The organism is Ruminococcus sp. 1001136sp1 (genome assembly GCF_039841815.1).
Lineage (GTDB): Bacteria > Bacillota > Clostridia > Lachnospirales > Lachnospiraceae > Blautia_A > Blautia_A faecis.
This window is the reverse complement of record NZ_JBDPGY010000014.1, coordinates 130,743-143,502: the sequence shown is the minus strand read 5'-3', so window position 1 is coordinate 143,502 and position 12,760 is coordinate 130,743. Positions and strand designations below refer to the sequence as shown.

The following is a 12,760-nucleotide window of genomic DNA, read 5'->3' as shown; positions in this document are numbered from 1 at the left end:
CTCAAGATGAGATGTCCCATTCGAAAGAAGTAAACCCCCTTGAAGACGACGAGGTAGATAGGGCAGGGGTGGAAGTGTGGCAACACATGGAGCTGACTGTTACTAATAGGGTGAGGGCTTGACCAAAAATCGCAAGGTTGTAAAATGATTCCATTAGGATGTAACATGTATGTAGTTTTGAAGATACAGAACGGAAACGGTAGCCGGTTGGTTATCGTTTTTTTGTTATTAAATTCTGAAGAATATCAATTAAGGTTGCCTGCCCACTGGATTTGTAATATAATGGGAACGTTGAAAAATCGAAAAGAATAAGATCTGCTGTCACGTTTTAAACATAAATATACAAGGCTGTCAGCAGAGAAGAGGATGAAAAAATGAGCAGATTATCAGTGGTTTTGCCAGCTTATAACGAAGAACTGATGGTAGGAAAAACCTGTCGTGTTCTTCATGAAGTATTAGCAGAAGCCGGCATTTCCTACGAACTAGTTGTTGTTGACGATGGCTCAAAAGACAAAACCTGGGAAGAAATCACCAAAGCCGGAGAAAAAGATGGAAATGTTCTTGGCGTTCATTTTTCCAGAAATTTCGGAAAAGAAGCAGCAGTATATGCAGGAATGGCCCAGGCTACAGGAGATGTGGTGGCAGTTATGGATTGTGATCTGCAGCACCCGCCGGAAACTTTGATTTCCATGTACCATCTCTGGGAGCAGGGATGGGAAGTAATCGAAGGCGTAAAGAAATCAAGAGGAACGGAAAGTCTGCTTCACAAAGAGAGCGCTGGCTTTTTCTATGGAATCATGTCCAAGGCTACAGGTGTGAATATGCAGAATGCTTCGGATTTCAAAATGATGGACAGGAAAGCAGTGAATAGTATTCTTTCTATGCCAGAACGAAATATGTTTTTCCGTGCGACCTCATCCTGGGTGGGATTTAAGACCACTTATGTGGAATTTGAGGTGCGGGATAGAGAAGCTGGACAGTCTAAGTGGTCTACCTGGTCCTTGATAAAATATGCGTTTACCAATATTGTGGCTTTTACTACAGCACCGCTGCAATTTGTAACGGTCGTAGGAGGGGCATGCTTTGGATGCTCCCTGATTTTGATTATTTATTCGCTGGTACAATTTTTTGCCGGCAGAGCGGTAGAGGGATATACAACTACCCTTATCGTTCTTTTGCTTATTGGAAGCGCTATTATGCTCAGTCTTGGAATCATCGGCTATTATATTGCAAAAATATACGAAGAAGTAAAACGGCGTCCACGTTATATCATTTCCCAGATTCTTCGTGGAAAAGAGGATGTCTATCAGGAGGTAAACCATGACTGCTCTCATTAAGAAACTGTATGCCAGTGATGTGGTACGTTATGTGTTTTTTGGAGGATGTACTACACTGGTGAATTTGGTGAGCTTTTTTCTTCTGCGCCAGGCAGGAGTTCAAAGAGATCTTGCAAATGTGATCTCGATTATTCTGGCAATTCTTTTTGCTTATGTGGTAAATTCTAAATTTGTTTTTCAGGACAAATGCGAGACTTTGAAAGACCATATCCGTCCATTCTGCAAATTTGTCGGAGCGAGAGGTGTAACAATGGCGATCGAAGTAGCAGGCGTATGGTTCTTTGCAGAGATCATACACATGAATGATATGGCCGGCAAATTTATCACCCAGTTTGTAGTTCTGGCATTAAATTACATATTCAGTAAATTCCTGGTATTTACCAGCGGGAGGAAATCATGACATTAGAAGAAACACTTAAACAGATAAAGCCTCTGAATGAGGAAAAAATGAAAACAGCCAGAAGACGATGGGATAGCATCGCCAAGCCTCTCCATTCCCTTGGAAAAATGGAAGATCTGATTACGCAGATCGTTGGAATTACAGGGGAAGAGAAAGTGGATCTTGGAAAAAAGGCTCTTGTTGCCATGTGTGCAGACAATGGCGTGGTAGAAGAGGGGGTTACCCAGACAGGACAGGAAGTCACTGCAATTGTAGCAGATAATTTTGTAAAAGAAACTACTACCGCATGTGTAATGTGCCACCAGTGTGGAGTGGATGTAAAGCCAGTAGATGTGGGAATGGTAAGAGATACTACAGCACGTACAGATCTGAAAGTTATGTATGGAACCCACAATATGACGAAAGGTCCGGCTATGACAAGAGACGAAGCCATAAAGGGAATTGAAGCAGGAATTGCTATGGCAGAAGAACTGAAGGCTCAGGGTTATCGTCTTTTTGCAACTGGTGAGATGGGAATTGGAAATACCACAACCAGCAGTGCAGTTGCATCTGTGCTTCTGGGGCAACCTGTGGAAACCATGACTGGCCGTGGTGCAGGACTTTCCAGCGATGGGCTTACCCGCAAGATTCAGGCGATTAAGAAAGCCATTGATTTAAATAAGCCGGATGCAAAAGATTCCATAGACGTGCTTGCAAAAGTTGGAGGTCTTGATATCGCAGGAATGGCAGGTGTGTATCTTGGTGGAGCTGCATTACAGATTCCGGTTCTTATTGACGGTTTTATTTCCGGAGTTGCCGCACTTGTAGCAGCCAGACTTTGCCCGGAGGCAGCGGATTATATGATCGCCAGTCATGTGTCAAAAGAACCGGCAGCACATCTTGTTCTGGATGAGCTTGGAAAAGAAGCTGTGCTTCATGCTGACATGTGTCTTGGGGAAGGCACTGGAGCCATTGCCCTTTGTCCGTTTCTTGATATGGGAGCTACTCTTTACAATACATTAAGTACATTTGATGATATTCACGTGGACCAGTACGAGGAGCTGAATTAATATGATGACAGTCGTGACCGGAGGAAGCGGAAGCGGAAAATCTGCTTTTGCAGAAGATAAAATAGTATCTTTTGGACCGGCAAAAAGAATCTATATTGCAACCATGCATCCATATGACGAGGAAAGTCATAAGCGTGTGGCACGTCATCGGAAAATGCGTGCAGGAAAAGGATTCGAGACAGTTGAATGCTATACCGGATTGAAGAATCTGGATTTCCCGGAAAATGCTGTGGTTCTTCTGGAATGTATGTCCAATCTTGCCGCTAATGAGATGTTTGAGGAAAAAGGGGCTGGTGAAAAAACTGTGGAAGCCGTTTTGGAAGGCATAAAAAAGTTGAGTAGCCAGGTACGTCATCTGGTGATTGTCACGAATGAGATTTTTTCCGAAGCAGCCAGTTATGAGGGCGATACCATCCGCTATCAGGAATATCTGGGGATAATCAATCAAAACATTGGAAAAATGGCTGATGAGGTGGTTGAAGTAGTATATGGGATTCCAATCTGGCATAAAGGAGGAAAAATCATTGAAAATGCTGTGGAATAATTTTAAAGTGGCATTTGCCATGTATTCAAAAATCCCTATGCCAATGGCAGACTGGAACAAGGAGAATATGAAATATACATTCTGTTTTTTTCCTTTTATCGGTCTGGTAATTGGAGCGCTTTCTTATCTGGTAGGATGGGCAGGCGGAAAATTTGGATTTAATCCGTCTTTTGTCTCAGCAGTTCTTGTACTGGTTCCGGTAATGATGACAGGTGGAATCCATGTAGATGGTCTTCTGGATACCTCGGATGCATTAAGCTCCTGGCAGGAAAGGGAGAGACGTCTTGAAATTCTGAAAGATTCCCATGCCGGTGCATTTGCGGTTATTACAGCCTGTGCTTTTTTTCTGATATGGTATGGAGCTTACAGTCAGTTGTGGACGGACAGGCGGGCACTTTTGATCATGGCTCTCGGATTTATGGTTTCCAGATGTTTGTCCGGAATCAGTGTCATGATGTTTCCAAAGGCACGTAAAGATGGAACTGTAGCAGAATTTTCCAGAAAAGCAGAAGATATGATCGTGCGAAATGTGCTGATCGTCTATCTTGGAATTCTGCTGGCGGTGATGATATGGATCCAGCCTGTGATGGGCATTCTGGCATTTGGAACTGCAGTACTTGTTTTCCTTTATTATCATTATAAGGCAATGAAATATTTTGGCGGGATCACAGGTGACCTGGCAGGCTATTTTCTGTGCCTTTGTGAGGTGGGAATGGCTGTTGTACTGGCTGTTGTTTCTGTATTTATCTAGACGTGTCTGAAAAATCATTCCCGCAATCTGCACGCCCCACTTTGCGGTATATTTTGCCCGAATTCGGTTGTCGTAGCCCGCTACGCGCCCTCATCTGGGCAAAATCTCCCACAAATTGTGACGTACATCTTGCAGAAAGTCTTTTACAGACACGCTCCGGGAACTGGGAAAAAAGGAGAAATTGTAACAATGGAAATGATCATTGGAGGTGCTTTTCAGGGAAAGAGCACATATGCAAAAGAACATCATCCTGATGTCTGCTGGAAAAAGGGAGCTGATCTGGAAAAAGAAGAGCTTATGAATGCAGAGGGCGTCCTTGATTTTCAGGAGTATATCAAAAAAGAATTAAAAGCAGACAAAGATGTGGCCAGACTGGCAGAAGAATTATGGGAGAAAAATCCGGATATCATTCTGGTAAGTCAGGAAGTAGGATACGGCGTTGTCCCCATGGATGCTTTTGACCGGAAATACCGGGAGGCAGTGGGAAGAGTCTGTACGGATCTCGCATCAAAAAGCAAAAAGGTAATACGTGTAGTATGTGGAATTGGGACGGTGATCAAAAATGCTTAAACTTATTCTGATTCGTCATGGGGAAACCCAGGGGAATAAGTTAAAAAGATATATAGGAAAAAGAACGGATGAACCTCTTTGTCCGGAGGCTGGGAATATGCTGGCGCAGCTTGCTTATCCGGAGGTACAGGCAGTTTATGCAAGTCCTATGATCCGCTGTACCCAGACAGCAGGAATCCTTTTTCCCGGAAAAAAGCTGAATATTATTGATGAGCTTGCAGAATGTGATTTTGGAGAATTTGAAAATAAAAATTATCAAGAACTGGACGGAAATGAACATTACCAGTCCTGGATTGATTCTGGTGGACTACTGCCATTTCCGGGAGGAGAGAGCAGAGAGGAATTTAAAAGACGCAATGTGACCGGCTTCCAGAAAGCTGTAAATGGTTGTCTCCGTAATGGGATTTCTTTGGCAGCACTTGTGGTGCATGGCGGTACGATCATGAATGTTATGGAAGAATATGCAGACGAAGACCGCTCTTTTTATGACTGGCATGTGCAGAATGGCAAAGGCTATGAGGTGGAAATTGATCCTGAATTATGGAAAAAGGGCCGGAAATTCTTGCATGTGATCCGGGAGTTATAAAGATACATATACGAATAATGCAGATGGAAAATCAGCTATGGATTAGAGCTTGTTTGAAAATCCATTAATAGAGAGAACAAGGCAGTTTGTTTAATTGACAGACTGCCTTGTTTTCATGTTTATGCAGACTGCGGGCAAAATCTCCCTCGAATTGTGACGTACAGCTTGTAGAAAGCATTTTCAAACGTGCCCTAGAGCGTGTTTTGGCTGTGATCAGTTAGTTTGTTTGAACAAAAATTTTGAGAAAGCCAAAAATATTTTTAGATTTCCTATTGAAATTTATATGGGAATGTGTTACATTATCTGTATAAAATATCCTAAAAAATGTTGAATTGTGCTATTTGATTCAACAATTTTAACAAGTAAAGGAGGATGCCATATGCTTATTATTGGTAATGGAAGAATGATCACACGGGACGCATCCAAGGCATTTATAGAGAACGGTGCAGTTGCAATGGATGGTAACACCATAGTTATGGTGGGGACTACAGATGAGGTGAAGAAGGCATATCCGGATGGAGAATTTGTAGATGCCAGAGGCGGAGTTATCATGCCTGCATTTATCAATACCCATGAGCATATCTACAGCTCTTTTGCCAGAGGTCTGAGTATTAAAGGATATAATCCCAAGGGCTTTCTGGATATTCTGGATGGACAGTGGTGGACTATTGACCGTCATCTTACCCTGGAGCAGACCAGACTTTCTGCGATGGCTACTTACATCGACAGTATCCGGAATGGTGTAACGACTGTATTTGATCACCATGCAAGCTTTGGACATATTACCGGTTCCCTCAGTGCTATTGAGTCAGCAGCTAAGGATCTTGGTGTCCGTACCTGCCTTTGCTATGAAATTTCCGACCGTGACGGCATGGACAAGTCCAGAGAATCTGTAATGGAGAATGTGAACTTTATCAAACACGCACTTGCAGATGACAGCGACATGATCGCTGCTATGATGGGTATGCATGCATCTTTCACTATTTCCGATGAGACCATGGAATTGTGTAACGAACTGAAGCCAGACGGTGTTGGCTATCATATTCATGTTGCAGAGGGCATCTATGACCTTCATCAGTGCCTGAAGGAGCACAGCAAACGAATTGTAGACAGACTTTACGACTGGAATATTCTTGGGCCGAAGACGCTTCTGGGACATTGTATTTATATTAACGAGCATGAGATGGATTTAATTAAAGAGACTGACACCATGGTTGTCCACAATCCGGAATCCAATATGGGAAATGCCTGTGGATGTCCGCCTACCATGGAATTGGTACATAAGGGAATCGTTACAGGACTTGGAACTGATGGATACACCCACGATATGCTGGAATCCTGGAAGGTTGCCAATATCCTTCATAAGCATCATCTCTGCGATCCAAATGCTGCATGGGGTGAGGTTCCCAAGATGCTCTTTGAGAACAATGCAATTATTGCCAACCGTTACTTTAAGAAACCACTTGGCGTTCTGAAAGAGGGGGCAGCTGCCGATGTGATCGTAATGGATTACAACCCGCTTACACCTATGAGAGCAGACAATGTAAACGGACATCTTCTGTTTGGAACTACAGGACATGACGTTGTGACTACTGTATGTAACGGCAAGGTTCTTATGAAAGACAGGGAAGTGCTGGTTTGTGACGTAGATAAGGTTATGGCTGACTGCCGTCAGTCTGCACAGGAACTAGCTGACGATATTAACGGAGGAAAATAAATATGAGCGATATTATGACATGTATGCCTTTCGGGCAGCTGATGGACTGGGTCCTTCAGGAGAAAAAAAGGCAGGACACTGTATTTGGGGTACATCGCCCATACACAGCAGATCCGAAGAATGATATGACTATTTTTACCAGAAATCTGGAGACCCCAGTGGGACCGGCAGCAGGTCCCCACACCCAGCTGGCACAGAATATCATCGCTTCTTATTATGCAGGAGCTCGTTTCTTTGAGCTGAAGACAGTTCAGAAGATGGATGGCGCAGAGCTTTCAGCATGTGTGAATAAACCGTGCATTCTTGCAGATGATGAGGGATATAACTGCGAATGGTCAACTGAGCTGACTGTTCCGGACGCGATGGGCGAGTACATCAAGGCATGGTTTATCCTTCATGTGATCGCAAAAGAATTCGGCCTGGGTGCACAGGATGGGTTCCAGTTTAATATTTCCGTAGGATATGATCTTGCAGGAATTAAGGGAGACAAGGTCAATACCTTTATTGACGGAATGATGGAAGCAAAGGACACTGTTATTTTCCAGGAATGCAGAAAATGGCTTTTGGACAATGCTGACAAGTTCCAGAACTTTACCAGAGAAGACATCGAAGCAATCCCATCCAATGTCTGTAATTCTGCTACGATCTCCACACTGCATGGATGTCCTCCACAGGAGATTGAGAGCATTGCAAATTATCTGCTTACAGAGAAACATCTGAATACCTTTGTAAAGTGCAACCCGACCCTTCTTGGCTATGATTTTGCAAGAAAGACCATGGATGAGATGGGATATGATTATATGGTATTCGGCGATTTCCATTTCAGAGACGATTTGCAGTATGAGGATGCAGTCCCCATGCTTACACGTCTGATGAAATTATCCGACGAACTGGGCCTGGAATTTGGTGTAAAGATTACCAATACTTTCCCGGTTGACGTTACCCGAAATGAGCTCCCAAGTGAAGAAATGTACATGTCCGGCAAAGCTTTGTTCCCGTTGTCCATTTCCCTTGCAGCCAAACTTTCTGCTGAATTCGCAGGAAAACTTCGAATTTCCTATTCCGGAGGTGCAGATTATTACAATATTGACAAAATTGTGGGATGCGGTATCTGGCCTGTAACTATGGCTACCACCCTTTTGAAGACAGGCGGCTATCAGAGATTTACCCAGGTAGCGGATAAGGTGGAAGGAATCTGCCCGAAGAAATGGGAAGGAATCGATGTGGATGCACTGAAGAAGCTGGCAGCAGATGCTATTACTGATGGGCATCATGTGAAGAACATTAAGCCGGTTCCGAACAGAAAGAGCACAAAAGAAGTTCCGCTTCTGGACTGCTTCTATGCACCGTGTTCTGAAGGATGTCCAATCCATCAGGATATTCCACAGTATGTAGCACTGACTGGTGAGGGTAAATATAAAGAAGCACTTGAAGTGATCCTTGAGAAAAATGCCCTGCCATTTATTACAGGTACCTTATGTGCACACAACTGTATGACCAAATGTACTCGTAATTTCTACGAAGAATCCGTAAATATCCGTGGCACCAAGCTGACAGCAGCAGAGCATGGCTATGAGCAGCTGATCGGTGAGATCAAGGCTGGCGAGCCAAACGGTAAGAAGGTCGCCGTAGTTGGTGGCGGTCCTGCAGGTATTGCAGCTGCTTACTTCCTTGCAAGAGAGGGCACAGCAGTTACCATTTTTGAAAAAGAAGAGAAAGCCGGCGGCGTGATCCGTTACGTGATACCTGGATTCCGTATTGGAGACGCTGCTATTGACAAAGATATTTCTTTCATCCAGAAGATGGGTGTAGAGATCCGCACAAATACAGAAATCACTTCTGTGGCAGATCTGAAAGCACAGGGCTATGATGCTGTGATCCTGGCAATTGGAGCTGGCAAGCCTGGCACTTTGAAACTGGAAAAAGGTGAGACCGTTAACGCTCTGAAGTTCCTTCGTGATTTCAAGGCAAATGATGGTAAGCTGAATATTGGCAAAAATGTAGTTGTAATCGGCGGCGGAAACACTGCTATGGACACTGCAAGAGCTGCGAAACGCACAGAAGGTGTAGAGCATGTTTATCTTGTATACAGAAGAACCAAGCGCTATATGCCAGCTGCAGAGGATGAGCTTCTGGAAGTTCTGGAGGAGGGCGTTGAGTTTAAGGAACTTCTTTCTCCGGTAAGTCTTGATGGTGGCAGACTGCTCTGCAAGAAGATGAAGCTCGGCCAGATGGATGCTTCCGGACGTGCAGGTGTAACCGAGACTGCAGATGTGGTAGAGGTTCCGGCTGACACCGTGATCGTAGCTGTTGGAGAAAAGATTGATACCGATTTCTACACTGCCAACCAGATCGCAGTGGATGAAAGAGGAAAAGCAAAGGTCAACGATAAAACTCTTGAAACCAGCGTGAGTGGTGTCTATGTTGCCGGAGACGGCGCCAGAGGCGCAGCAACCATCGTAGAGGGAATCCGGGATGCACAGCTGGCAGTGAAAGATATTCTTGGCAAAGAGATTACCAGAGATGCAGCTGTGACAGGTGATGTGAAAGACTGTTTCGAAAAGAAAGGTATCCTGAAGCACAGCAAAGAGGCGAAGACAGAGGAAGAGAGATGTCTTACCTGTAACAAAGTCTGTGAGAACTGTGTAGATGTGTGCCCGAACCGTGCCAATATTTCCATCAAGGTTCCTGGAATGGCTATGAATCAGGTGATTCACGTAGATTATATGTGTAATGAGTGCGGCAACTGTAAGAGCTTCTGCCCATACGCAAGTGCACCATACAAGGATAAATTTACTCTGTTTGCAAATGAGAAAGACATGGCAGACAGTAAGAACGATGGTTTTGTTGTTCTGGATAAAGAGAATAAGACCTGTAAGGTCAGATTTGTAGGCCTGATCACAGACTGCAAGGCAGACGATCCGGCAGATAAACTGTATGACGGTTTGAAGAAGCTGATCTGTGCAGTGATCGATGATTATGGATATTTGATAACTAAATAAGGTAATAGAAATACTGTCCACAGCTTTTTAAGGGCTGTGGACAGTGTCTATATTTTGACAGGCAGCGAGCCGAAGTATGCTCATGCATAAGATCTTGGTGACTGTTGCGATAATTTGGGAAACCTTCAGAATGTGTTTCTCATAGTTCACTGTGAAAGTTTAGGAGCGCAGTTAAAAGCATCTGACTTTCATGGGGGGAGTAGAAAGGAGAGTCCAACATGGCAGTATTTACAGTCAATGGCCAGAGGGTAGAGACGAAAAAGAATCAAAAGCTGCTCAGATTTCTCCGTGATGAGTTACATCTGACTTCTGTAAAAGATGGCTGTAGTGAGGGTGCCTGTGGAGCCTGTACAGTGATTATCGATGGCAAAACCTGTAAGGCCTGTGTGCCGGATACAGATCTGCTGGATGGCAGAAATATCATTACAGTAGAAGGCCTGACAGCGTGGGAAGAAAAGGTATATACGTATGCATACGGAAAGGCTGGTGCCGTACAGTGCGGCTTTTGCATTCCTGGCATGGTAATGTGCACGAAAGCTCTTCTGGATGTGAATAAAGAACCCACTGATGAAGAAATCAAATATGCCTTGCGTAACAATTATTGCCGTTGTACCGGGTATGTAAAAATTATAGATGCAGTACGGATCGCGGCTAAAGTTATGCAGGAGGGGACACTTCCGGAAGAAATTAACAACGACTGGCATATTGGCTCCCGCGTAGCAAGAATCGATGTTGGGGAAAAGGTTCTTGGTACCGGAAAATATCCAGACGATTTTTATCTGGATGGTATGCTTTATGGATCAGCTCTGAGAAGTAAATATCCGCGTGCAAGAGTGCTTTCCATTGATAAGACCAAGGCACTGGCACTTCCTGGGGTAGAGGCGGTTGTTACGGCAGAAGACATTCCAGGAGAGAATAAAATCGGACATTTAAAGCATGATCAGTATACCCTGATTCCCATAGGAGGGCTTACCCATTATCTGGGAGATGCCATTGCACTTGTGGCAGCCCGGGATAAAGAGACTGCGGATAAGGCAGCGAAGCTGATCCAGGTTGAGTATAAGGTGCTTCCTCACATTCATACGATTGAAGAGGCAGCGAAACCAGATGCACCAAAGGTATTTGATGAGGAAGAGAACAATATCTGTGCATATAAACATATCAGCCGGGGAAATGCAGCAGAGGCTATAAAAAATTCCAAATATGTGATTTCCCATCATTTTGAGACACCATGGACGGAACACGCATTTCTGGAACCGGAATGTGCTGTGTCTTTTTATGATGAAGACGGAGATGTTTTTGTATATTCCACAGACCAGTCAGCACATCAGACGCTGCACGAATGCAGCTTAGTTCTTGGTACAGACAAAGTAAAGGTACAAAATGCGCTGGTAGGCGGCGGATTTGGCGGTAAGGAAGACATGACTGTGCAGCATTTAAGCGCGCTTCTTACCTATGTAACGAAGAAACCGGTTAAGATGAAGCTTACAAGAGCAGAATCCCTGCTGGTCCATCCTAAGCGCCATCCTTTTTATATGGATATGACCATGGGCTGTGATGAAAATGGAAATATCATGGGAGTAAAGGCAAAGGTTGCCGCGGATACAGGTGCATTCGCATCTCTTGGCGGTCCGGTTCTGGAGCGCGCATGTACCCATGCAGCAGGTCCTTATCACTACGAAAACTTTGAAATTGAGGGAACAGCTTACTATACCAATAATCCGCCGGCAGGAGCATTTCGCGGATTCGGAGTTACCCAGACTTGTTTTGCTACAGAGACACTTTTGAATATGATGGCAGATAAGGTGGGAATCACTCCCTGGGAAATTCGTTACCGCAATGCGATCCGGCCCTGGGAGACACTTCCGAATGGTCAGATTGTTGACGATTCCACAGGTCTTGTGGAGACCTTAGAAGCGGTACAGCCGAAATATGAAGCTGCATTGGCAGCAGGAAAAGCGGTGGGCATTGGCTGCGCCATGAAGAATGCAGGGGTTGGTGTTGGAATTCCAGACACTGGCCGCGTGAAACTGATTTATGAAGAGGATAAGAAGCTTCACATCTACTCAGGAGCTTCCTGCATTGGACAAGGGCTTGGCACAGTACTGACCCAGATGATCGTGAGTAATACAGATATAAAAAGAGAGGATATCATTTACGAGCGCAGCAATACCTGGATTTCACCAGATTCCGGAACTACATCCGGTTCCAGACAGACATTGATCACTGGTGAGGCCTGCAGAAGAGCTTGTGAGAAATTGATGGAGGATAAAAAAGCAGGATTAAGCGTAGAAGATATGATCGGTAAGGTTTATTATGCAGAATATCTTGCGAAGACCGATCCTCTTGGTGCAAATGTGCCCAATCCGGTATCCCATGTTGCTTATGGATATGCTACCCAGGTTTGTATTTTGGATTCCAAGACAGGCAAGATAGAAGAGATAGTTGCTGCTCATGATGTGGGAAAAGCGGTAAATCCTTTGTCCTGTGAGGGGCAGATCGAGGGTGGTGTGGTAATGTCCATAGGATTTGCCCTGCGGGAAAAATATCCCATTGATGAGAACTGTAAACCTATTTCCAAGTATGGTTCTTTAGGTCTTTTCCGTGCACATGAGATTCCGAAGATTGATGCCATTGTTATCGACAAGCCAGGCCTTAAGGTTGCCTGCGGTGCTATTGGTATTGGAGAAATTACATCCATTCCCACCGCACCCGCAATAGCAGATGCCTATTTCCGAAGAGATGGTGTAAGGCGTTACAGCCTTCCTCTTAGTGAAACACCATATGAAAGGAAGGGATGAGAG

10 protein-coding genes, 1 rRNA gene and 2 pseudogenes are annotated in these 12,760 nt (G+C 44.4%); 12 read left to right on the top strand and 1 reads right to left on the bottom strand.

The features are described from left to right. The 6 genes from ABHC48_RS13860 to cobS all read left to right on the top strand — a co-directional run. Window positions 1–126: ribosomal RNA gene (locus ABHC48_RS13860) — 23S ribosomal RNA — on the top strand; the annotation flags it as partial. 248 nt (window positions 127–374) lie between these two features. Further along, the gene (locus tag ABHC48_RS13855) at window positions 375–1,337 is read left to right on the top strand and encodes a glycosyltransferase family 2 protein (RefSeq protein ID WP_118583340.1); all 963 of its coding nucleotides are present in this window, start codon (window positions 375–377) and stop codon (window positions 1,335–1,337) included. Continuing rightward, on the top strand, window positions 1,321–1,737 hold the full coding sequence (locus ABHC48_RS13850; RefSeq protein WP_118583342.1) for a GtrA family protein: 417 nt from the start codon (window positions 1,321–1,323) through the stop codon (window positions 1,735–1,737). Before ABHC48_RS13855 ends, ABHC48_RS13850 begins: the two co-directional genes overlap by 17 nt. Continuing rightward, on the top strand, window positions 1,734–2,786 hold the full coding sequence (gene cobT, locus ABHC48_RS13845) for a nicotinate-nucleotide--dimethylbenzimidazole phosphoribosyltransferase (protein ID WP_195699701.1): 1,053 nt from the start codon (window positions 1,734–1,736) through the stop codon (window positions 2,784–2,786). Before ABHC48_RS13850 ends, cobT begins: the two co-directional genes overlap by 4 nt. Before the next feature lies 1 nt (window position 2,787). After that, a complete protein-coding gene (locus ABHC48_RS13840) occupies window positions 2,788–3,330 on the top strand; it encodes a bifunctional adenosylcobinamide kinase/adenosylcobinamide-phosphate guanylyltransferase (protein ID WP_118583346.1) in 543 nt (180 codons plus the stop codon). Further along, on the top strand, window positions 3,317–4,081 hold the full coding sequence (cobS, locus tag ABHC48_RS13835) for an adenosylcobinamide-GDP ribazoletransferase (RefSeq protein ID WP_330674466.1): 765 nt from the start codon (window positions 3,317–3,319) through the stop codon (window positions 4,079–4,081). Before ABHC48_RS13840 ends, cobS begins: the two co-directional genes overlap by 14 nt. 36 nt (window positions 4,082–4,117) lie before the next feature. On the opposite strand, the pseudogene ABHC48_RS13830 reads toward cobS, so the two are convergent. After that, window positions 4,118–4,164, bottom strand: a pseudogene (locus ABHC48_RS13830) (DUF6783 domain-containing protein); the annotation flags it as partial. Here ABHC48_RS13830 and ABHC48_RS13825 point away from each other — a divergent pair. The 6 genes and pseudogenes from ABHC48_RS13825 to xdh form a co-directional block, all read left to right on the top strand. Continuing rightward, window positions 4,148–4,335: pseudogene (locus tag ABHC48_RS13825) on the top strand (DUF6783 domain-containing protein); the annotation flags it as partial. The pseudogenes ABHC48_RS13830 and ABHC48_RS13825 sit on opposite strands and share 17 nt — an antisense overlap. After that, entirely contained in the window at window positions 4,271–4,651 is a 381-nt protein-coding gene (locus tag ABHC48_RS13820) for a bifunctional adenosylcobinamide kinase/adenosylcobinamide-phosphate guanylyltransferase (RefSeq protein ID WP_148463350.1), read from the top strand. The pseudogene ABHC48_RS13825 and the gene ABHC48_RS13820, both read left to right, overlap by 65 nt. After that, complete coding sequence (locus tag ABHC48_RS13815; RefSeq protein ID WP_118583352.1) at window positions 4,644–5,237, top strand: histidine phosphatase family protein; 594 nt, start codon at window positions 4,644–4,646, stop codon at window positions 5,235–5,237. Before ABHC48_RS13820 ends, ABHC48_RS13815 begins: the two co-directional genes overlap by 8 nt. 379 nt (window positions 5,238–5,616) lie before the next feature. After that, window positions 5,617–6,954 (top strand): putative aminohydrolase SsnA, encoded by a 1,338-nt coding sequence (ssnA, locus tag ABHC48_RS13810; RefSeq protein ID WP_118583354.1) that lies wholly within the window; start codon window positions 5,617–5,619, stop codon window positions 6,952–6,954. A gap of 2 nt (window positions 6,955–6,956) precedes the next feature. Next, complete coding sequence (gene ygfK, locus ABHC48_RS13805; RefSeq protein ID WP_195699703.1) at window positions 6,957–9,956, top strand: putative selenate reductase subunit YgfK; 3,000 nt, start codon at window positions 6,957–6,959, stop codon at window positions 9,954–9,956. 218 nt (window positions 9,957–10,174) lie between these two features. Then, the gene (gene xdh / locus ABHC48_RS13800) at window positions 10,175–12,757 is read left to right on the top strand and encodes a selenium-dependent xanthine dehydrogenase (protein ID WP_195699704.1); all 2,583 of its coding nucleotides are present in this window, start codon (window positions 10,175–10,177) and stop codon (window positions 12,755–12,757) included. Window positions 12,758–12,760 lie beyond the last annotated feature (3 nt).

What these genes read in the sequence shown, in the direction of transcription:
- ABHC48_RS13820 (WP_148463350.1), top strand. Translation starts at nt 4,271, where the DNA reads ATGGAAATGATCATTGGAGGTGCTTTTCAGGGAAAGAGCACATATGCA.
- ABHC48_RS13815 (WP_118583352.1), top strand. Translation starts at nt 4,644, where the DNA reads ATGCTTAAACTTATTCTGATTCGTCATGGGGAAACCCAGGGGAATAAG.
- ABHC48_RS13850 (WP_118583342.1), top strand. Translation starts at nt 1,321, where the DNA reads ATGACTGCTCTCATTAAGAAACTGTATGCCAGTGATGTGGTACGTTAT.
- ABHC48_RS13840 (WP_118583346.1), top strand. Translation starts at nt 2,788, where the DNA reads ATGATGACAGTCGTGACCGGAGGAAGCGGAAGCGGAAAATCTGCTTTT.
- ygfK (WP_195699703.1), top strand. Translation starts at nt 6,957, where the DNA reads ATGAGCGATATTATGACATGTATGCCTTTCGGGCAGCTGATGGACTGG.
- ssnA (WP_118583354.1), top strand. Translation starts at nt 5,617, where the DNA reads ATGCTTATTATTGGTAATGGAAGAATGATCACACGGGACGCATCCAAG.
- xdh (WP_195699704.1), top strand. Translation starts at nt 10,175, where the DNA reads ATGGCAGTATTTACAGTCAATGGCCAGAGGGTAGAGACGAAAAAGAAT.
- cobT (WP_195699701.1), top strand. Translation starts at nt 1,734, where the DNA reads ATGACATTAGAAGAAACACTTAAACAGATAAAGCCTCTGAATGAGGAA.
- cobS (WP_330674466.1), top strand. Translation starts at nt 3,317, where the DNA reads ATGCTGTGGAATAATTTTAAAGTGGCATTTGCCATGTATTCAAAAATC.
- ABHC48_RS13855 (WP_118583340.1), top strand. Translation starts at nt 375, where the DNA reads ATGAGCAGATTATCAGTGGTTTTGCCAGCTTATAACGAAGAACTGATG.